The sequence below is a fragment of the Lipingzhangella rawalii genome (assembly GCF_031628175.1).
GTDB classification, from domain to species: Bacteria; Actinomycetota; Actinomycetes; order Streptosporangiales; family Streptosporangiaceae; genus Lipingzhangella_A; species Lipingzhangella_A rawalii.
On sequence record NZ_JAVLVT010000010.1, the window covers coordinates 31,294 to 51,717 of the forward strand.

General features: G+C 67.6%; 19 protein-coding genes. 10 read left to right on the forward strand and 9 right to left on the reverse strand.

Annotated features, from left to right (window positions below):
- Positions 1-545 precede the first annotated feature (545 nt).
- Genes rdgB through RIF23_RS17635 form a run of 3 tightly spaced genes read right to left on the reverse strand, consistent with a single transcriptional unit; the run spans position 546 to position 2,692 of the window.
- A complete protein-coding gene (rdgB, locus tag RIF23_RS17625) occupies positions 546-1,175 on the reverse strand; it encodes an RdgB/HAM1 family non-canonical purine NTP pyrophosphatase (protein ID WP_310913690.1) in 630 nt (209 codons plus the stop codon).
- Entirely contained in the window at positions 1,172-1,891 is a 720-nt protein-coding gene (rph, locus tag RIF23_RS17630) for a ribonuclease PH (RefSeq protein WP_310913691.1), read from the reverse strand. Before rph ends, rdgB begins: the two co-directional genes overlap by 4 nt.
- A 9-nt stretch (positions 1,892-1,900) precedes the next feature.
- Complete coding sequence (locus RIF23_RS17635) at positions 1,901-2,692, reverse strand: MBL fold metallo-hydrolase (RefSeq protein ID WP_310913692.1); 792 nt, start codon at positions 2,690-2,692, stop codon at positions 1,901-1,903.
- Between the two features lie 269 nt (positions 2,693-2,961).
- On the opposite strand from RIF23_RS17635, the gene RIF23_RS17640 reads away from it, so the two are divergent.
- Positions 2,962-4,218, forward strand: a complete 1,257-nt coding sequence (locus tag RIF23_RS17640) for a bifunctional alpha/beta hydrolase/OsmC family protein (protein ID WP_310913693.1) — start codon at positions 2,962-2,964, stop codon at positions 4,216-4,218.
- Positions 4,219-4,609: 391 nt separating this feature from the next.
- Here the strand turns inward: RIF23_RS17640 and ychF are convergent, their stop codons facing one another.
- A complete protein-coding gene (gene ychF / locus RIF23_RS17645; protein ID WP_310913694.1) occupies positions 4,610-5,704 on the reverse strand; it encodes a redox-regulated ATPase YchF in 1,095 nt (364 codons plus the stop codon).
- Between the two features lie 333 nt (positions 5,705-6,037).
- On the opposite strand from ychF, the gene RIF23_RS17650 reads away from it, so the two are divergent.
- The 3 genes from RIF23_RS17650 (at position 6,038) to RIF23_RS17660 (ending at position 9,179) form a co-directional block, all read left to right on the forward strand.
- The gene (locus RIF23_RS17650) at positions 6,038-6,988 is read left to right on the forward strand and encodes an FkbM family methyltransferase (protein ID WP_310913695.1); all 951 of its coding nucleotides are present in this window, start codon (positions 6,038-6,040) and stop codon (positions 6,986-6,988) included.
- Positions 6,989-7,155: 167 nt separating this feature from the next.
- Positions 7,156-8,616: a DNA recombination protein RmuC gene (locus RIF23_RS17655; RefSeq protein WP_310913696.1), complete on the forward strand. Its 1,461-nt coding sequence runs from the start codon at positions 7,156-7,158 to the stop codon at positions 8,614-8,616.
- A 44-nt stretch (positions 8,617-8,660) separates the two neighbouring features.
- The gene (locus tag RIF23_RS17660; protein WP_310913697.1) at positions 8,661-9,179 is read left to right on the forward strand and encodes a DUF6542 domain-containing protein; all 519 of its coding nucleotides are present in this window, start codon (positions 8,661-8,663) and stop codon (positions 9,177-9,179) included.
- A gap of 89 nt (positions 9,180-9,268) precedes the next feature.
- On the opposite strand, the gene RIF23_RS17665 is transcribed toward RIF23_RS17660, so the two are convergent.
- Positions 9,269-10,237, reverse strand: a complete 969-nt coding sequence (locus RIF23_RS17665) for a 4-hydroxy-3-methylbut-2-enyl diphosphate reductase (protein ID WP_310913698.1) — start codon at positions 10,235-10,237, stop codon at positions 9,269-9,271.
- Between the two features lie 302 nt (positions 10,238-10,539).
- Between RIF23_RS17665 and RIF23_RS17670 the strand changes: the two genes are divergently transcribed.
- Genes RIF23_RS17670 through RIF23_RS17680 form a run of 3 tightly spaced genes read left to right on the forward strand, consistent with a single transcriptional unit; the run spans position 10,540 to position 12,837 of the window.
- On the forward strand, positions 10,540-11,187 hold the full coding sequence (locus tag RIF23_RS17670) for a hypothetical protein (RefSeq protein WP_310913699.1): 648 nt from the start codon (positions 10,540-10,542) through the stop codon (positions 11,185-11,187).
- A gap of 50 nt (positions 11,188-11,237) precedes the next feature.
- Positions 11,238-12,464 (forward strand): exodeoxyribonuclease VII large subunit, encoded by a 1,227-nt coding sequence (xseA, locus tag RIF23_RS17675; RefSeq protein WP_310913700.1) that lies wholly within the window; start codon positions 11,238-11,240, stop codon positions 12,462-12,464.
- A gap of 43 nt (positions 12,465-12,507) precedes the next feature.
- Positions 12,508-12,837 carry an exodeoxyribonuclease VII small subunit gene (locus RIF23_RS17680; protein ID WP_310913701.1) on the forward strand — a complete coding sequence of 110 codons (330 nt, stop codon included), beginning with the start codon at positions 12,508-12,510 and terminating at the stop codon, positions 12,835-12,837.
- A gap of 83 nt (positions 12,838-12,920) precedes the next feature.
- On the opposite strand, the gene RIF23_RS17685 is transcribed toward RIF23_RS17680, so the two are convergent.
- Positions 12,921-13,697: a DUF4245 domain-containing protein gene (locus tag RIF23_RS17685; RefSeq protein WP_310913702.1), complete on the reverse strand. Its 777-nt coding sequence runs from the start codon at positions 13,695-13,697 to the stop codon at positions 12,921-12,923.
- Positions 13,698-13,703: 6 nt separating this feature from the next.
- A complete protein-coding gene (locus RIF23_RS17690) occupies positions 13,704-14,324 on the reverse strand; it encodes a TetR/AcrR family transcriptional regulator (protein ID WP_310913995.1) in 621 nt (206 codons plus the stop codon).
- A 230-nt stretch (positions 14,325-14,554) separates the two neighbouring features.
- Here RIF23_RS17690 and glpX point away from each other — a divergent pair, with 230 nt between their 5' ends.
- The 3 genes from glpX (at position 14,555) to RIF23_RS17705 (ending at position 18,571) form a co-directional block, all read left to right on the forward strand.
- Positions 14,555-15,580 (forward strand): class II fructose-bisphosphatase, encoded by a 1,026-nt coding sequence (gene glpX / locus RIF23_RS17695; RefSeq protein WP_310913703.1) that lies wholly within the window; start codon positions 14,555-14,557, stop codon positions 15,578-15,580.
- A 208-nt stretch (positions 15,581-15,788) separates the two neighbouring features.
- A complete protein-coding gene (locus tag RIF23_RS17700; RefSeq protein WP_310913704.1) occupies positions 15,789-17,399 on the forward strand; it encodes a hypothetical protein in 1,611 nt (536 codons plus the stop codon).
- 140 nt (positions 17,400-17,539) lie between these two features.
- Positions 17,540-18,571 (forward strand): hypothetical protein, encoded by a 1,032-nt coding sequence (locus RIF23_RS17705; RefSeq protein WP_310913705.1) that lies wholly within the window; start codon positions 17,540-17,542, stop codon positions 18,569-18,571.
- Positions 18,572-18,590: 19 nt separating this feature from the next.
- Here the strand turns inward: RIF23_RS17705 and RIF23_RS17710 are convergent, their stop codons facing one another.
- Both RIF23_RS17710 and RIF23_RS17715 read right to left on the reverse strand, forming a co-directional pair.
- Positions 18,591-19,445: an ABC transporter permease gene (locus RIF23_RS17710; protein WP_310913706.1), complete on the reverse strand. Its 855-nt coding sequence runs from the start codon at positions 19,443-19,445 to the stop codon at positions 18,591-18,593.
- On the reverse strand, positions 19,442-20,341 hold the full coding sequence (locus tag RIF23_RS17715) for an ABC transporter ATP-binding protein (RefSeq protein WP_310913707.1): 900 nt from the start codon (positions 20,339-20,341) through the stop codon (positions 19,442-19,444). The genes RIF23_RS17710 and RIF23_RS17715 overlap by 4 nt, the downstream gene beginning before the upstream one ends.
- Positions 20,342-20,424: the final 83 nt, after the last annotated feature.

A 20,424-nucleotide genomic window follows, 5' to 3' on the forward strand; every position in this document is an offset into this window, starting at 1 on the left:
GCCCGCACACCGGAGTTTCGGTGTGCCCTTGAAATGCTAGCCCGTCCAGGGGCACATTTCAAAGTGTGGCTTCCGAACAATGCGCCCCGCCGGAATACCTTCCGAAAGAACGCCCGTTCGGATCGTTTCCGATTCTATCCCAGGCGTCCGAGTGCTCAGTACAGAACACCGAAAACCGGATAGATCGTCTCGGAAATAGTCAGTACGCCCAACAGTGGGCTTGTGGTGACTATTCCGAAGGACTCCGTGGTTCGGTGCGGCGGCTGGAACAGCCTCCCCGCCCCACGGCACGGCATGTAACTCTATGGTCGCCCCGGACTGTCGTCAAATCGAAGCTCGAAGCTCGATCGGGCCAGCCGGAGTGGCGGCACGAGCCACGCCCGAGATCGCCCCATCGCTTGGACCACCGGACTCCGGGCCAGGACGACTTCGTGTTCCAGCCCAGCCTCCGGAGATGGCCACCCCGTACGGTCATGCCAACGCCGTGGTTGAGCGCGCTATTCCCCACCGGGAGACGTTGGTGCCGCCCCGGCCCATCCTGCGGGCTACAGCACCTCGGACAGGCGTTTGCTGAGGCGGCGAAGAGCGATACCTCGATGACTGATTGCGTTCTTCTCCGTGGCCGAGAGTTCGGCCGTGGTTCGGTTCTCTCCCGCGGGAACGAAGATCGGATCGTATCCGAACCCGTTCGCACCACGGGGTTCGGTCAACAGTTGGCCTTCGAGAGTGCCGTCCACCACGTGTTCGGCGGGGTCCGCACTGCCCTCCTGCGGAATGGCCACAGCGATGACCGCCACGAATCTGGCCCCTCGGCGTTCCCCTGGGACATCCGCCATCTGGTCCAACACGAGTCGGAGATTGGCGTCGTCGATGTCGCCTGTGGCCGCTCCGAGCTGCCCGGACCACCGGGCCGAGAGCACACCCGGCATGCCGTTCAGCTCGTCCACGCACAAACCGGAGTCGTCGGCAACGGCGGGCAGCCCGGTGTGCACTGCGACGGCGCGCGCCTTCAGCCGGGCGTTGCCGGCGAAGGTGGGCTCGGTCTCCACAACCTCGGGGGCATCCGGATACTCCGCCAGGGTACGAATCTCCACGGTCCGTCCCTGTTCCGCGAGCACGGCCCGAAGTTCCGGAACCTTCTTGGTGTTGCGTGTCGCGAGAACGATGGTGCTCATCCGGACAGGGCCTTCTTCTGGAGTGTGGTGAGCTCGACACAGCCCTCGGTGGCCAGATCCAGCAGGGAGTCCAGGCGGTCCCGGTCGAACGTGGCTCCCTCAGCGGTGCCCTGCACCTCGACGAAATTCCCGTCCCCGGTCTGCACCACATTCATGTCCGTGTCTGCGACCGAGTCTTCCAGGTAGTTCAGGTCCAGCCGGGGCTGGTCCTGAACGATGCCGACACTGACCGCACACACGGATCCGATCAGCGGATTCGATTTCAGCTTGCGCTGTTTGCGCAGATGGTTCATCCCGTCAGCGAGAGCGACGTAGGCACCCGTGATCGCCGCGGTGCGGGTTCCTCCGTCGGCCTGGAGCACGTCACAGTCCAGCGTGATCGTGTGTTCCCCCATGGCCTTGAAGTCCACCACCGCGCGCAGTGACCGGCCGATCAGGCGGGAAATCTCGTGGGTACGCCCCCCGACCTTTCCCTTGATCGACTCCCGAGCACCGCGGGTGTCCGTCGAGCGGGGCAACATCGCGTATTCGGCGGTGACCCAACCCTCCCCGGTGCCTCGACGCCACCGGGGGACTCCGTCCTCGACCGAAGCGGCACAGAGCACACGTGTGTCCCCGAACTCCACGAGCACAGAGCCTTCAGCGTGTTTGAGCCAGTTGCGGGTAATAGTGACTGGGCGCAGTTGACGTGCTGTACGTCCATCGGATCGGGCCATGACCCGAGCCTATCGGCGGTGTTGGCCGTCTGGGACCGATCCCGTACGTAGCGCCCCCACCTGATAGCTCGCCCCCGGGCGCGCCAACTCCGTAGGCCCTGGGAAGGCCGACTGGGCCTCCCGGAGGATGCGTGCGTTGTCGTTCCACGGCACGAGGTGGGTGAGCACCAGGTGACCAACGTTCGACGCATGAGCGTGTTCCCCGGCTTCCACCCCGGTCAGGTGCACGTTTTCCGGACGTTCACCGTGATCGTGGAAGGAAGCTTCGCAGAGAAACAGGTCCGTGTTGTGTGCCAGCCGCCGAAGCTCGGTGCACGGGGCGGTGTCCCCGGAGTAGGTCAGGCTCTTCCCGCCGTACTCCAACCGAATGGCATAGGCAAGGACGGGATGGTTCATGACCCCGACCTCAGCCCGGAACGGCCCGATGTCCACCGCCCCCGGGGTGAGCTCGCGAAACTCGAAAGTATCGGTCATCCCCGGATCCTCGGACATCCCGTACGCCCGGGCGAGGTGCTCGGCAACCCCCACGGGGCCGTACACGGGAATCCGGGGCTTGGCCCCGTCCGGCGCATAGGTGCGCGCGACCCAGTAGGAACACACATCCAAACAGTGGTCGGCGTGGAGATGGCTGAGATAGACGGCGTCAATCTCGTACATGTCGACGTGACGCTGTAGCGCCCCCAGGGCGCCGTTACCGAGGTCGAGAAGGAGACGGAATCCTCCCGCCTCCACGAGATAGCAGGAGGCGGGGCTCGTTGGCCCCGGAAAGCTACCGGAGCAGCCGATCACGGTAAGTCGCACGTCGCATTGCCCTCTCGATCGTCGTAGCTACGCATGGTTGGGCGGCACCGACGCTGGGTGCGGCGGGAGCCGGGTCGCTCCGTTGCTAGTCGGGTCTACCCCAAGCAAAGCAGTGACGGCACCAAATGTTTCCGGTGTTTCGGGCGGCGTGTGTCACACCCCCGCGTCCGGCCCCCGAGGTACAACGAGCGAGGCTGGGGGCCTAGGGTTGACGCGAGTCGCCGCGAGACAGGGAATCCGTCGATGCGAGAAATGACAGGGGACACTGGATGGCACGCAGCGAGAAGGTGACGTTTCCCGGGCTCAGCGGAGCCAAGCTGGCTGGGCGACTCGAGGAGCCCGACGACCCCCCACGCGCCGTGGCCCTCTTCGCTCACTGCTTCAGTTGTGGGAAGGACTCGGCCGCGGCCAACCGGATCACCCGCGAACTCACCGAACGGGGAATCGCGGTGTTCCGGTTCGATTTCACCGGGCTGGGACAGTCCGGCGGAGACCTCGGGAATACCGAGTTCCGGGCCAACCTCGGCGACCTCGTTCGTGCCGCCGACTACCTGCGGGACACCTACGCCGCCCCGTCGATCCTGGTGGGACACTCCCTGGGAGGTTCGGCGGTCCTGGCAGCCGCACCGCAGATCCCGGAGGCCCGCGCCGTGGTCACGATCGGGGCTCCCGCGGACCCGGCCCACCTCGGACACCTCCTCGAGGAACCCGACCCGGAGGCCAGCTCCGCGGGAGAGGCCCGGCTGCGGGTCTCTGGCCGATCCTTCCGCATCCGACAGGAGCTACTGGAGGATCTCGACGTGCGCTCTGGTGGACAGGCGGCACGTGTCACGGGACTGGGGGTCCCACTACTGATCCTGCACGCGCCCAAGGACGAGGTGGTGGGCATCGACAGTGCGCGCCTGATCTACGAGGCGGCCCGTCATCCCAAATCCTTCGTCTCCCTCGACGGCGCCGACCACTTGTTGAGTCAGCAACCGGACACCGCCTTCGTCGCCGACCTCATCGCCACCTGGTCCGGGCGCTACCTGGAACAGGTCGCGCGTCCGGCCGTGCCACCCCAGGCCACCACCACGGACAACGACACCTCCACCGGCGAGCTCACCGTCCGCGAAACCGGCCCCGGCCCCTACTCCCAGCGTGTCACCGTGGGCCGACACCAGCTTATCGCCGACGAGCCCACCCCCAGCGGAGGGGCGAACACCGGCCCCGGCCCCTACGACCTGCTGCTCGCAGCGCTGGGATCCTGCACCTCCATGACAGTTCGCATGTATGCCCAACGACGGCAGTGGCCACTGCGGGACGTGTCGGTGACCCTGCGACACAGTCGCATCCACGCCACGGACTGTGCCGAGTGCGAGACAACCTCCGGACGGGTGGATCACATCGTCCGGGAGATCCGCCTGTTCGGGGACCTGGACCGTACCCAGCGCGCGAAACTCCTGGAAATCGCGGACAAATGTCCGGTGCACCGCACGCTGCGCTCGGAGGTAGCCGTGACCACCACCGAAGTGGAGCACGACTAGCGGGGCTCACCGTCGCGGCCGATGGGCCGCGGGAGAGCAGGTGTGGCCGCAGCGCAGATCGGCCGGAACGAGCGGGGCCGCCTGGCCCCGCTCTCCGCGCGCTCACCCCCGAGTGCCGGGTTCCTCGTGGCACGCCCGCAGGTAGGCCGAGCGGAACCGCACCGCCAGGGAAACGTCAACGGTGGCAGGCCGCCACGCATACAAAGCCTGTTGTGCGCGTGGCGATCCCGGTTGACCATCCCGCAACCACGGAACCACGGACTTCTCGGTGTCCGCCCCGCTCCGGCATCTCTGGAGGGCGGTGGCCCCCGCAACCTGGGAATCTGTTGCCAAGCACCGGACGTCCCCCAGGCCCGGATGCGCGGCGATTCACATGACGTGTGACCAGGGCTTACACGTTGAACCGGAACTCGGTGACGTCACCATCGGCCATGACGTAGTCCTTGCCCTCGATGCGGACCCGACCCGCGGCCTTCGCGGCAGCGTGGGAGCCGGCCGCCACGAGCTCGTCGTAGGCAACCACCTCCGCCTTGATGAAGCCCCGTTGGAAATCGGTGTGGATCGCTCCGGCGGCTTCCGGTGCGGTCGCTCCGCGGCGGATGGTCCACGCGCGAGCTTCCTTGGGCCCCGCCGTGAGGAAGGTCTGGAGACCGAGCGTCGCGAACCCCACGCGGGCCAATTGGTCCAGTCCGGACTCCGTCTGCCCCATGGACTCCAGAAGCTCCGCGGCCTCGTCCGCATCGAGTTCGGCGAGCTCGGCCTCGATCTTGGCGTCCAGGAAGATTGCCTCCGCGGGGGCCACCAGCTCCGAGAGCTTGGCCCGCAGCGCGGTGTCGGCGAGTTCGGCGGAGTCCAGATTGAACACGTACAGGAACGGCTTCACCGTCAGCAGGTGCAGTTCGCGCAGTGCCTCGATGTCGACACCGGCCGACTGCGCGCCCGCGGACAGCGGGGTTCCCCCGTCCAGGAGATCCCGTGCCCTGCGGGCCTCGGCAAGCGCGTGCTGGGCCACCTTGTCCTGGGCATTGCGCTTCGCCTCCTTCTCCAGGCGAGGAAGCGCCTTGTCCAGGGTCTGGAGATCGGCGAGCACCAGCTCGGTATTGATGGTCTCGATGTCGCGTTCGGGACGGATATCTCCGGCCACGTGCGTCACGTCCGAGTCCCCGAACACCCGGATCACCTGGCAGATCGCGTCACTCTCCCGAATATTGGCCAGGAACTGGTTGCCCAGCCCCTCACCCTCGGAAGCGCCACTCACGATCCCGGCGATGTCCACGAAGGTCACGGTAGCGGGAATAACCTTCGCCGAGTCATACATCCGCGCGAGCACGTCCAGCCGACTGTCGGGGACGCCGACCACACCGACATTGGGCTCGATGGTCGCGAAGGGATAATTCGCGGCCAGGGCGTCGTTCTTGGTCAGGGCGTTGAACAGCGTGGACTTGCCAACGTTGGGCAACCCGACGATACCTATAGACAGACTCACGCCTGGCGAGTGTAGGCGGTGTGTGCGCCTGCCCTGTGCACCCGGCACCGGGAGCCGGGAAGCTCAAACGTGTGGCGGAACACGCCCGGCAGGAGCCCTACCGACGTGCTTCCACAGCCCTGACCTGCGTCTCGGCTAAGCTATGGCGATTCGGGGAGGCCATGGTGAGCGCCCCGCCCTGGGCGGAATCTTCGCCTGAGGAGCGAGACCATGCCGCAGTTGACTTTCCGGGAATTCCCGCATCGGTGCCGTTTCGGCCGGTAGCGTCGTCCCACCGCTTGGAAGAGTGGTTGGCCAACGCGTTCCAGGTTCGTTGGGTGGGGGGAGTCACCGGTGCTGCCAGATCCCGATCCCGTGCGTGCGTTCGTGCGTCGTCACCCGGCCGTTCGCGAGGCGACGCGACGAATCCGGGTCCACCTACCGGAACGGTTCGGGGGAATCGACCCGGCACGCCTCCCCCCACGAGTGCGCCGGTTCGAACTCCCCCTGCCCCGGCGCGGTGTCACGCCGCCGCACCAGCCCGACGCCATCCGGGTGGAGGCTCCCGGAGACCTGTGGTTACCACGGCACCTGCAACGCGGTGGGTTGGCCGGGTACGAACCCGAGAGTCTGGCCTGCTTCCTGGCTGCCGTGGAACATGCCCGTTCCGGGGCGGTGCTGGACGTGGGCGCCAACATCGGCATCTACTCGGCTCTCGCAGCCGCACGTTCCGACCGGGCGGTGTTCTCCTTCGAACCGACGGTGGAGGTTGCCACGGTCGCCCGCACGATCGCCGAGGAGAACGGTCTGGACTACACGGTGCTGTCCCTGGCGCTGAGCAACCACACGGGTACCGCCGCACTGCGCCTCTCCGCGATCAGCGACGCTTCGAACTCGCTCGCCACGGGCCACCGTCCGGAGATCGGGCGGCGGGAGGTCGAGGTCGATACCCTGGCGCACTGGCGGGAGCGTCAGGCCGTTGTTCCGGCCATCGTCAAAATCGACACCGAGGCAACCGAACCGGAGGTCCTGGCGGGCGCCCTGGAGCTGCTGCGGAGCTTTCGCCCCTGGATCTTCTGCGAGGTCCGGCCGGCGCTGGGGGTTGCCGAGCGGCTCATGGCCCTGTTGGAGCCGCACCACTACGTCTGGTTCCATCTCGAAGGAGCGCCGCCGTACGCACCTCGGACCACGATCACGGCCCGTGAGGATCACCACTCCCGACTCTGGCTGTTCGCTCCCGGGATGCCACCCGCCCATTTCTGGGACGCCGCCGCGGAGTGGCGCACGGCACTGGCCGACTGTTAGGGCGCTGTTCCCTCCCCAGAGCCAGCACACCGTGGCCGCACCGCGCGGCGTTACGGTCCGAAGGGCGGTTGGGCCGGCGGAAACGGAATACGTCGGTGTTTCGGAAGCCGGTACAGGTAACGCGCGTTTGGACGTGCGGTGTCGCCAGCTCCTGAGAGCATGGGGACATGGATGTGCTGTACGTGATCCTTGTGCTGCTCGTGGGAATTGCGATCGGTGTGCTCCTGGGCTGGCTGATCGCCCGTGGCCAGAGCGCCGAGGCGCGGGCGGACGCTCGCGCCGCCCGAGAGCACGCCTCCTACGTGGAAGAGCAGCTGACTGAGCGCTTCCGCGCCCTGTCGAACGAGGCACTGGATGCCAATCATCAACGCCTGGTCGAGCTGGCCGAGGGCCGACTGCGTGCTGCCGGTCAGGAGGCCCGCAGCGATCTGGAACAGCGGCGTCAGGCGGTGGAGCACATGGTGACCCCCTTGCGCGAGACGCTCTCCCGAGTGGAGAACCAGTTGCGGGAAGGGGACGCGGGGCGTCGTGCCGCACACGCCGAACTGGCCAAGCAGGTAGAGCTCATGCGGCAGGGGTCGAGCGAGCTCCGGGAACAGACGCAGGCACTGGTGACCGCGCTGCGCCGGCCTGAGGCTCGCGGCCGTTGGGGCGAGCTCCAGCTGCGTCGGGTCGCCGAGCTCGCCGGAATGTCTGCGTACTGCGACTTTGACGAGCAGGTCACCGCCGAGGGAGCGAACGGAACCCTGCGCCCGGACATGGTGGTGCGGCTCGCCGGCGGCAAGAACATCGTGGTCGATTCGAAGGTCTCCCTGGCGGCCTATCTGGAGGCCGTGGAGTGTGAGGACCCGGACGCCCGCAACGAGCGCCTGGCCGCACACGCCAAGCACCTCCGGCAGCACGTGGACGCGCTGGCCCGCAAGTCCTACTGGGCGGCACTGCAACCGACACCGGAGTTCGTGGTGTTGTTCGTCCCCGGAGAGGCGTTCCTGGCCCCTGCCCTCGAACACGACGGTGACCTGCTTGAGCACGCCATGGCGCACCGGGTTCACATCGCCACACCCACCACGCTCATCTCCCTGTTGCGCACCGCGCAGTACGCCTGGCAGCAGGAGGCCCTCAGCGAGAACGCCCGGGCCGTGTTCGAGCTCGGAAAACAATTGCACGACCGACTGTCCACCCTCGGAGAACACGTCCAGGGCCTGGGCAAGTCGCTGTCGCGGACGGTCGCGGCCTACAACAAGACCGTGGGCTCCCTGGAAAGCCGGGTCCTGGTCACGGCCCGCCGCTTCAATGATCTCCAACTCGTTGAGGAGGAGCTGGACGAGCCCTCGGGAGTGACGGACAGCCCACGCCCAGTCACCGCCCCGGAACTGGAGGACACGCAGGAGGACGCGGAGGACACGGCGGGGCAGAGGCACCAGGATGGCCGGTCCGAACTGTTCGGGGCGGCACTCGGAAACGGCCCGGGCTCCACGGATGCGGATGCGGGCACGCCGGATACCCCGGATACCGACGCGCGGGCAGGCACAGACACAGCTACCACGTCCGATGGCGCGCCGGGATCGGCGAGCATGGAATCGGACGGCGACACGGCCGGAACGGAAACAGCGTTTCGACCACGTTGAGTGACACACTGGCCGGTGTGACCCACCCGGAGGAGCAAGGGACGATGTCCAGGGACGAACCGGGCCCCGCACCTGGTCCGCATGTCGTGGCCGGACCGGGCGCCTACCGCCCCCTGCGGATGACCGGTCGCGGCGCGGTGCTGCTGATGATCGTGGTGTGCTTCGTGTCCTCGCTGACGGCGTTGCTCCTTGGGCAACCGACGCTCGGGGGCCTTGGCTTTTTCGGAGCCGCGATCTTCGCGGTTGTGTTCGTGCGCCCCGCAGACCTGTTGACGCTCAGTGTCTGCCCACCGCTCGCGTACTTCCTGGGGGCGTTGCTCGCCGAGCTGGCGCATGGGATCGGAAGCGAGCACACCACGGGCAATCTCCTCATGGGGCTCGGAGCCCAGCTGGCCCACGCCGCCCCGTGGCTGTTTCTGGGAACCGCCGCTGTCCTGGTGATCGGGGTGTTCCGCGGTCTGGCCACCAACATCCGGGAGTTCTCGGACGAACTGAATGCCGCACGGCTGCGGCGTCGGGCCCAGTCTCCGTCCGACGACGAGTCCGAGCCCGCCGCCGGCTAGCCGGGAGTGGGCCCAGACCGTGGGAACGGGCCAGCCCGGACGTGGGGAGGTGGCACGTATTCCCGGTTCCCGTCTGGGCGACGGTGCTCTCAGCGGCTCTCGGGGGTGCTCTCGGCCCGAAGGTCCCGCCGCAGTTCCTTGGGCAGGGAGAAGGTCAGGGACTCATCGGCGGTCTGCACTTCCTGGACGCTGTCATATCCGAGTGTGGCGAGGCGGTCCAGGAGTTCGCGCACCAGCAGGTCCGGGACGGAGGCGCCACTGGTGACCCCCACCGTGTTCACGCCCGCGAGCCACTCCTCGTCCAGAAGTGTCGCGCTGTCAATGAGGTAGGCGGCGCCAGCTCCGGCGTCCAATGCCACCTCGACGAGACGCACCGAGTTCGAGGAGTTGTCGGAGCCAACCACGATCACGAGATCGCACTGCGGGGCCATCGCCTTGACGGCGTCCTGCCGGTTGGAGGTGGCATAGCAGATGTCGTCGCTGGGTGGGTCGAGGAGATTCGGGAACCGCTCCCGCAACGCGTCCACGGTCTGGGTCGTCTCGTCGACGGACAGCGTGGTCTGCGACAGCCAGGACACCTTGTCCGGGTCCCGGACCTGAACCTTGTGTACCTCGTCCGGGCTCTCCACCACCTGGATGTGCTCGGGGGCCTCGCCGCTCGTGCCCTCGACCTCCTCGTGCCCGGTGTGTCCGATCAGGACGATGTCCCGGTCCTCGGCGGCGAAACGCTTGGCCTCCTTGTGCACCTTGGTCACCAGGGGGCAGGTCGCGTCGATTGTCTTGAGCTGACGCCGTTCGGCGTCCTCGTGCACCATCGGCGAGACGCCGTGTGCGGAAAACACGACAATCTCCCCGGCCGGAACCTCGTTTGTGTCCTCCACGAAGATCGCACCGCGTTCCTCGAGCGTGCGCACGACGTGCGTGTTGTGCACGATCTGCTTACGAACGTAGACGGGAGCACCGTATTGCTCCAGGGCCTTCTCGACGGTGATGACGGCACGGTCGACCCCAGCGCAGTAGCCCCGGGGAGTGGCGAGCAGGACGCGACGCTCAGTCATGGTTTCCTTCCAACGGGCACGGACAATCCCCGTATCGGCGAAGTGCTGCCAGATCCACTGTACGGGGCGCGGCCAAGGGAGGCTGCTGATGTGGGCAGGGACTCCTCGCTGCCGGGCCAGGACAGCCGATGCTCCACGACGCGGCCCTCGGCCACCCAGGCGTCGCGGCTGGGACACCGTTACCCTGCGGATGCACGAGGAACGGAAATTCGCGATGTCGCGCTGACACGGTACATTCACCGCACGATCGGGTTGCCTGACCCCCATACGGCATCCCACGACGACCAGGAGCCCATAAGTCCATGACGAAGCCAACACTTTTCGACCACATCGTCACTGTCGCCAAGAACGTGTTCGGGATCCGTGGTTCCGCCAAGCAGGCTGCGGATACCCCGGAGAGTACGGAACCGACCGACACAACCACGACCGCTGGCACAGTCGAGACCACCGACACGGCTGACCCGGCACCCAGCCCGGACGCGGACCCGGCGGCTGCGGCCACGGACGCGACCGAGGACACCGAGAACACGGCCACTGCTTCGTCCACCGGTGACGGCCCGGTGGACGCGGACGCGGACGGGGACGGGGACACAGTGACCGCCACGGTCGCATCGACCGCCAGCCAGGATGACCTGGTGTCCGAGACCGAGCGTGCCACCATCGCCCAGGAGCTGACGGACGCCGACACCCCCACGGTCGTTGCCGACTCCTCCTCGGACCTCGCCGCGGCACAGGGAGCGGCCGTGGCCGCCTCCGCCCCGGACGTGTCGAGTCTGGCGCTTCCGGACTATCCGGAGGCGAGCCTGCCGTCTGTTCGAGCCCGGCTACGCAAGCTGAGCCTGGAGGAGGTACGCCAGCTCCGTGCTTACGAGGTTGCCCATGAGAACCGGGCCAACTTCGTACGCATGTTCGACAATCGAATCGCGAAACTGGAGGCGGGTGAGGCATGAGGGGCGCGGCGCGCCCCCGGCCTGTCCCCGCCCTGGTCTAGGGTCGCCTCATGGGTATGGAGAGTTCCCCCGAGGCGCCGCAGCCCGTCCGTGCCGTCCTCCAGGCTGTCGGCGGCTGGATCGGGAGACTGGGACGGATCTGGGTCGAGGGCCAGATCGCGGATCTGAACCGTAGGGGTCAAACGGTTTTCATCACCCTGCGGGACCCGGTGGCCAACGTGTCAACGCGGGTGGTGTGTCCCAGTCGCGTCGTGACCGCGACGACACCGACTCCGGAGCCGGGGGCACGCGTGGTCGTCCACGCCAAACCGGACTTCTACGTGGCACGCGGCACGTTCTCCCTCGCCGCGACCGAGATCCGGCATGTCGGACTCGGTGAGCTGCTGGCGCGGCTGGAGCAGCTGCGCAAGACTCTGGCGGCCGAAGGGCTGTTCTCGGACAGCCGCAAGCGCAGCCTGCCGTTCCTACCGACGGTGGTAGGGCTGGTCTGCGGGCGGGACTCTGCCGCGGAGCGCGACGTGCTGGAGAACGGACGGCGACGCTGGCCTGCGGTGCGGTTCGAGGTCCGGGAAGTGGCGGTCCAGGGTGATCGGGCCGTGGGCGAGGTACTGGAGGCGCTGCGGGAACTCGACGACCATCCGGACACGGACGTGATCATCCTGACGCGCGGTGGTGGCTCCATGGAGGACCTGCTGCCGTTCTCGGACGAGACCCTGGTCCGGGCGGTGTCGGCGGCCCGCACCCCGGTGGTGAGCGCGATCGGCCACGAGCAGGACGCACCGTTGCTGGATCACGTGGCCGACGTTCGGGCCTCCACCCCGACCGACGCAGCCAAGCGGGTGGTGCCCGATGTCGGGGAACAGTTCGAGCTGATCGCACAGCTGCGCCAGCGGGCTCGCCGGGTGATCACCGGAGGCCTGGAACGGGAGCGGGCGTGGCTGGCGGACCTGCGTTCCCGGCCAGTGTTGGCGAGCCCGCTGCACGAAATCGACCGTCGCACCGAGCAGATTCTCGGCCTGCGGGACCGGGCACGGCGCTGCGTGCACACCGAACTGGCCCGCGCGGAGAGTGACCTGGAACACACCCGGGCCCGGCTGGAGGCACTGTCGCCACGCACGACCCTGGCGCGGGGCTACGCGATCGTGCAGCGTGCGGACGGATCCGTGGCCCGCTCCGCGAGTGAGATCACCCCACAGGAGCGGCTGAGGCTGCGGTTCGCCGGGGACAGTCTCGAGGTGACCGCGGGGACGGCCCACCCCGAGTCCAAGGATGAGTAGTGGACACAACAGCCACCAACGAGGAGCCGAGGAGAGGCGTGGGATGAGCGACGACGTGCAGCCGGATACCGCCGGGGCCGACACAGACACCCCGCCCGAAGGTGAGACGAGTCTCAGTTACGAGCAGGCGCGCGACGAGCTGACCGCGGTGGTGCGCCAACTGGAGGCCGGCGGGCTCACCCTGGCCGAGTCTCTGGAGCTGTGGGAGCGGGGTGAGCGGCTGGCCACCACCTGTGAGCAGTGGCTGGAAGGGGCCCGGGCCAAGCTTGCGGTGGCGATGGCGGCGGACACGGAGAACGAGGAGAACACCGACGAAGCAGCCGCGGGTCGAGGGGATTCCGGAAAGAGGACGTCCGCGGATACCCCGTTCTGAGCGGGCGCTCGGCACGCCTCGACTTCCTCCCCCGAGTGGACGTCGCCACGAGGTCGGGTCCGTTCCTGGCCACGGACGACCACTCAGGGCGTCCCCGCGTCCCCGGTTCCAACTTCGGCGATATCGGCAACATCCGAACTGTCGTGGGCACTCAGCACGGTTGCCAGGTCCTCGAGCTCCCCATAGTCGGCGGTCCCGGTCACAACGATGGTGGCCGGGCGGTCCTCGGCGTCAGCGGTGACGTCGTTGCCGCCGGGGGCCAGCACCAGTGACCGGCGGTCCCCGTCGGCGTTGATGGTGCGTTCCCAGGTTCGCCCGTCAATATCGGTCGTTCCGTCGCTCGTTCCGTTCTCGGTGACCTGTGCGCGAAACGGTTCGGGGTCACGGTCGCTGATCCACAGTGCCGCATACTCGTCGCTGGCCGTGGCGAAGCCGAGTTCCCAGGTCAGGGTGTCTTCGGATGCCGTGTCGCCGGCCACCTGCGCCTCTGGTTCGGGCGCCGCGTCGTCGGCGCCCGGATCGCCGGTGTCGACTCCGGTGTGCTCGGTGCTCTCGGTCACCGGGGCGGGGGACGCACCGTTCTGGCGGTCCTCGGCACTGTGCAGGCGCGAGCTGGTCGGCGTCCAGCCCTCGGGAACCTCCGCGGGGTCCGGGGCATAGACCTGGTAGTCGGCGAGGTCGACGAGTGCGGCGAGATCCGCCTGGTAATCGACGCTGGGGAGGGTGTGCTCCTGTCGCCAACTGACGAAGGCAACCATCGCGACCATGAGCAGCCCAAGAGCACTCACGGCAACGATGTAGTTGAGGTAGGTCCCATAGGTGCGGCCGGCGCCGGCCCCGGAACGGTCTGTGGTCTGCAAAGTCGCTCAGCCCTGCTTGGTCGGTGTCTGTCCGTGCCCGTCCCCCTCCAGACGCGCGAGCACGGCCATCACGTTGTCTGCGAGACGACGGGCCTCCGTACGGTCCTCACGGTGGACGACTTCGGTCACGGCCAACATCATCGCCCCGCTCACCACCATAAGCAGTCCTTCGTCCACCGGTTCGTCGGCCTTGCGGAACAGGGCTGCGTTCCTGCTGGTCCACTCCCGCAGCCGGGTTCGCATCGAGGCGTCGAATCCCGGGGGGCTGTCACCGCTGAAGAACAACCAGGCGGTGTCCCGCTCCACGATGCAACCCTCGAGGTAGGCACGGGCCGCCAGGTTCATGAGTCGGGTGGGGTTCGTCTCCCCTTCCTGGCGTGCCTGGAACACCGCCCGGTGGGTACGGTCCTGCTGACGGTGCTGGAACTCCTCGTGCAGGGTCAGGAACAGGTCTGCCTTGCCGGTGAAGTGGTGGTACAGCCCTCCCACACTGGCTCCGGCCCGGGACACCACCTCGGTGATCCCGGCGCGGGAGAATCCCACGGTGTGGAACACCTGCGCCGCCGCTCGGAGCAGCGCCTGCCGCGTCTCAGTGCCTCGCTGTGATGGTCCCGCGGTTCGTTGCATCTGCGACACGTCGTGCTCGATTCCTCAGGCGACCTGTACCCGACCGAGGTTATGCGAGCCACGGGGGACACGTATGCGGGTCGGCTCGTGGAGAGGCGCGGCCGCGGCCCGGGTTACCCCTCCTGGCCACGGCGGCGCACCGGGGGCACTACGCCACCGCAGCAGGGGTATGGGTGACAATATGCACCGCGACTCCTACGTTCGTGAACCAACCGTCGAAGGACCCTGCCATGACCGAGAACAGCTCGTCGTCTGCGACCCGCGACGAGGCCCCCGACCGTAACCTCGCCCTGGATCTGGTGCGGGTAACCGAGGCTGCCGCGCTCGCCGCCGCACGGTGGGTCGGGAAGGGCGACAAAATCGGCGCGGACGGGGCCGCCGTGCGGGGAATGCGGCATCTGATCAGCACCGTCTCCATGGATGGTGTCGTCGTCATCGGGGAGGGGGAGAAGGACGAGGCCCCGATGCTGTTCAACGGTGAGCAGGTCGGGAACGGCGCCGGTCCGGTGTGCGACGTGGCCGTGGACCCGATCGACGGAACCCGGCTCACCGCCAAGGGGATGCCGAACGCGATCTCGGTGCTGGCCGTGGCTCCACGAACCGCGATGTTCGACCCCTCCGCGGTCTTCTACATGGAGAAGCTCGTCGTTGGTCCGGCCGCCGCCGGCTCGGTGGACATCACCGCGCCGATCGGCGACAACATTCACGCCGTGGCACAGGCCAAGGGCGGAAATCCGCACGATGTCACCGTGGTGATTCTGGACCGTCCCCGCCACGAGCAGATCGTCAGCGAGGTACGTGCGGCCGGCGCCCGGATCAAGTTCATCACGGACGGCGACGTGGCCGGGGCGATCATGGCGGCCCAGGCCGGGACCGGAGTGGACCTCCTGCTGGGGATCGGAGGCACCCCTGAGGGCATCATCGCCGCCTGTGCGATCCAGTGCCTGGGCGGGGAGATCCAGGCTCGCCTGTGGCCCAAGGACGACGCCGAACGCGCGTCGGCCGAAGCCGCTGGGCACGACCCCGGTCGCGTATTGCGTTCCACGGACCTCGTGGGATCCGAGGACGTGTTCTTCGCAGCCACGGGGATCACGGACGGAGAGCTGCTGTCCGGGGTGCGCTACGAGGATGGTGGGGCCAGCACCGACTCCCTGGTGATGCGGGGACGGAGCGGGACCATCCGTCGGCTGCGTAGCGAACACCAGCTGCGCAAACTCGCCACATACAGCGGGGTCGAATTCGAGAAGGCAAAGTAGCCACGGCCGAACCAGGCCAGGGACCCACACCCCACAAATCCGGACAAACACGGGTAGGGTTTGCGTGAGCCAGCAGTCACGCAAAGGATCGACGATGTCGCTGCCCCATCCCCAGTCGCCGTACTCCGCGCCGTACCCGCCGGGACCGCCCGGCCCCCCGCCGGGTTACGGCTCGTCCGCCGGCGGGGGTCGGCTGTGGATGGTTCCCGTGGCGGCTGGGCTCGGCGTGGTGCTGCTGGCCAGCACCGTGTGGGCTTCCGTGACCGTGGCCGACACGGTTTTCCGGAGCCCGCAACCCGCGGACGTGCTGCCCGCCTCGACCGCGGCCTTCGGGAAGGTGGACCTACAACCGTCGGCGACCCAGATCAGTGACTACCTGGAGTTCGCGGATCGGCTTCCGGAGTCGATGCGGGAGGAAGTGCTGGACGACGAGGACGCGGAGGTGCTGGACCCCTACTTCTCCGAGTTCGACTATCTGGACTACGAGCAGGACGTTCAGCCCTGGGTCGGGCAACAGTTCGGGACCGGGGTCTGGGTCCTTGAGGACACGGCGCTCTCCCAGGAGCACGGTGTGGGACTGGCCAACGTGGTTGCCGTCGACGACGAGGCGGCCGCTGTCCGCACCCTGGACGAGATCGAGGCGAACGAGTCGGAGTTCCACTACGGGTTTCGTGGTGACTTCGCAGTCATGACCACCGCGCCGGAGCTCCTGGAGGACTATGACGAGCAGGTGGAGTCCTCCGGGGTGCTGGCGGACGATGAGCGCTTCGCCCGGGACATCGACCGGATCGGTGACACCGCTCTGGCTACCGGCTGGGCCGACCTGAGCGCGGTCCAAACCCTGCTCGACGATCTGTTGTTCGGAATGGGGGGCATGCCGGGCAGCGACCCGTTCGACGAGGATCCCTTCGGTGGCGACCCCTTTGATGAGGACCCCTTCGGCGGCGACCCGTTCGACGAGGACCCCTTCGACGAGGACCCCTTCGACGAGGACCCCTTCGACGAGGACCCGTTCGACGGCGCCACGTGGATCTCGCCCGCGGACGAACCCTACGACCCCTATGCGGACCTGAGTGGGCGGGTTGTGATGGCCCTACACATCCAGGGCGACCATCTCGAGTTCCGCAGCGACCTGGTCGATTTCGTGGTGGAAGGCATCAGCTCGGCGGACCTGGCCGAAGCTCCCCAGGGTGTCACCAGCCTCGGCGAACTCCCCGCAGGATCCGTGGCAGCCGTGGGTGGCAGTGGGCTGGACGAGCTCGCGAGCACATTCTGGGAGGACAACCCGGAACTCTTCCAGGACGGCCCGGGATCATCGTCCCTCGGAGGATGGACCGACCACTACGGAGTGAATCTTCCGGAGGATTTCACTCGCATGCTGGGCAGCGAGATTGCGGTGGGCATCACGGATTTCGGTGACCAGGCTCCCCAGGGCAGCTACACACCCTACGACGAGGAGGATCCCACCTTCCAGATTCGGGCCACAGACGCCGATGCCGAACTCCTGGAGGAGATCCTCACCGCAGAGACCCGTGGCCAGCCCCCGCAGGTCTCCCCCGAGGGCGACACCACGGTCGTGGAGAACGGGGACACCGGCGGTGGGCAGCTACGCGACGCCGCCATGTTCGACGTGGTCACCCCACACTTGGACGAGGCGATCGGTGCGGCCTACCTGGACCTCGTGTCATTGACCGAAGGGGACCCCAGTGTCGAGGACTCTACGGACATGGGCGCCATGGGAGCGGTACTGACCCACAGTGCCGAGGAGAATACCGACACCACGACCCTCGAGGTGCGCTGGGCTCCCAGCGGAAACTAGCGTTCGCCTTTGCCACCCGCCGGGGCCGGAATACCATCGACATCGAGCAGATATGCCCCATGTCCCCCAGTGCGGGATGCGCGGCTGTCTCCGGCATCCGTCGCCCCCGCCCCGTGCCCTCGGCCCCCGGTGAGGAACGCATGCGCACATCTCCGTTCGTTCGCCCCGCAGTCCCCGCGGCCCTGCTGTCCCTGCTGGCTGTCACCGGATGCGGCGGTGACGCCGCCGAAGGCGGGGAGATGCCGGACGCACCCCCGCTGTCCGGGATCGTCCTGCATGACGGTGGGGACCTGGTCACGATGGATCCGGACTCGGGGGCGGTGACCGCGGAGTACTCCCTTCCGGATCGGGCAGCCAACCGCCAGTCCTTCTCCACGGACTGGACCATGTTCACCTGGGCGTCCGGTGGAGAGCTCTATATCGCCGATTACGCGCACGAGGAGAGCGGGTACGTCGAGACCACAATGGTGGAACCCCCGGACGCCACCTACAGCGAGGAGGAGCAGCGCTTCACCGAGGCGCGGTTCAACCCGGAGGACGACACCATCTGGGTCACCGCAGAAAGCCCAGGATTCGGGCAGGGCGGCATGGAGATCCTCGAAGTCTCCCCCGACGCCCCCGAGGAACCCCCGCAACTCGTCGAGACCTTCGACACCGAGGACGCTCCCGGTGACGACTGGAGTATCTCCGAGGAGGGGGAACTGCTTCGGGCCACCGGCACCACCGAACTCGAACTGGGGGTCGCACAGCGCAGCACCCTCCAGCTGACCCGGGCGGCCAGTATTACCGACATGTCGATGCAGCTGGACGATGGCGAGGGAACCCGGCGCAACTTCGAACTCGCCCACATGGTCGACGACCACACGGCGCTGCTGTACACACGGGACACGGACACCGAATCCACACTCGCCGGAACCTACGGCTCGGCCGTTCGGGTCATCCTTGGGGAGGATCGCTCCTCGGCGGACATCGAAATGCTCGCACCGGCCACACCACATGGCATCCAGTTCGCTCTGCTGGATCCCGACCAAGAGCGCCTGCTGCTCGAGGTCGGCGGCGGCCAGGGGTGGCACGAGAACGACCCGGACAGCGCGGACCTGCCCAGCCCGGTGGAGTTCGAGCCCGAGGCGAGACTCGCCCCCGAACGCCTACTGGAGTGGCGGGAAGACTGACCCACACGCACCACCGTGCTCAATCGACCAGGCGCCGCCGCATCTGGAACACGGCCAGACCCCACATCAGCACGACAAACACCAGCAGCGCCCCCAGGTGCAGCAGGTCGGTGATCGGCTGGATCCCGAACGCAGCATGACGCACCAGCTCGACCGTGTGGTACAGCGGGTTCACCTGCGCCAGGACCTGCACCCAGCTGGGGAAGTCATCCAAGGGAAAGAAGGTGCCCGCGATCAGGAACACCGGTGTAATCACTCCGGAAATCACGTAGTCCATCATCTTGTCGGTAGGGATCACCGCGGACATCCAAATGCCCATGAGCGCGAACCCGAATCCGGTCACAAACCCGATGAACGGAACGAACACCATGGTGGGTGTGGGGGACAGCCCGAACAACATCGCCACCAGGAGGGGGCTGCATCCGTACACTCCCGCCTTGGTCGCCAGCCAGGTGGCCTCCCCGGTCACCAGCTCCCGGATGTCCACCGGGGTGGCCAGCATGCCGTCGTAGGTGTGCCGGTAAACCCGCCGTACGTAGGTCTCGATCAGAGCGGGGAAGGACGAGATGAACAGCACGGACATCGCGACGATGCCGGTCCCGATGAACTCGATGTAGCTGTATCCTCCGATCGCCCCCACCAGGGAACCGAGTCCGAACCCGAAGGCGAGCAGGAAGATCACCGGCTCCACAACGGCGGCGAAGGTGTTCGGTGCCCAGGTCCGCCGGTACAGGGCCCACTCGCGGGTCAACACGGCCCGCACCGCGGCGAGTTCGAACCAGCGGGGCGGTGGCGTCGGCCCCGCCCGGTCCGCGGGGTCTGGCCCCCGCTCGGTCTCGGTGCCGGCCTGGTCGGATGATGTACTGGTACTCACTCGATGCGCTCTCCGGTCAGGGTCACGAACACGTCCTCCAACGTGCTGGCACGGGGTTTGCCCCGCCCCAGCCGGTCCCGCAATGAGTCCGGGAGATGTTCGGCGGACATCACCGACAGGTCGGCCCCGGTGCGGCGCGTGGTGAAACCCTGGCCGTGCAGTAGGTGTTCCAGCTCCTGGATCTGCGCCGGCGGTTGGGGAAACTCCTCCACAGTGGAACCAGCATGCCGGGCGATGAGCTCGCCGGGAACGCCCCGCTCGACGACACGCCCCCGTGCCATGAGCGCGACCTCGTCGGAGAGCCGCTCCGCCTCCTCGATGTAGTGCGTGGACATGAGCACGGTGACCCCCTCCGAACGCAGTCGTGTGATCAGCAGCCACAGCTCCTGCCGGATCTGCGGATCGAGCCCGACCGTTGGTTCGTCGAGGAGAACGAGTCGGGGCTCGTGGACCAGTCCCCGGGCGATCAGAAGGCGGCGGCGCATGCCCCCGGAGAGTTTGCCCACGCGGGTATCCCGCCGGTCCGTGAGGCGCGCCAACTCCAGCCCCCGTGCCACCGCGGCCGCCCGGTCCCGGCGCGGAACCCGGTACAGGTGGGCGAACACGGCGAGGTTCTCCCGCACGGTGAGTTCCTCGTCCAGGTTGTCGTGCTGCTGTACCACGCCCATCCGGGCGCGAGCCTGTTTCGAGCGGGCAGGCACGGGGTGGCCGAGAACGTGGATCGTTCCCGCATCGGCGCGGCTCTGTGCGGTGAGCATGCGCATCGTGGTCGACTTCCCAGCCCCGTTGGGTCCCAGCAGTCCCAGAACAATGCCCGGTTCCACGTCCAGATCCACCCCGTCGACGGCCGTGAGGGCACCGTAGCGTTTGACGATCCCCCGCAGGGACACTGCCATGCCCTCCGGGGGTGAGCAGAGGCCGGGAACGCCGGGTGAGGGGATTCGCGGCAGGGTCATGCCCCCACGCTAGACGGCCACAC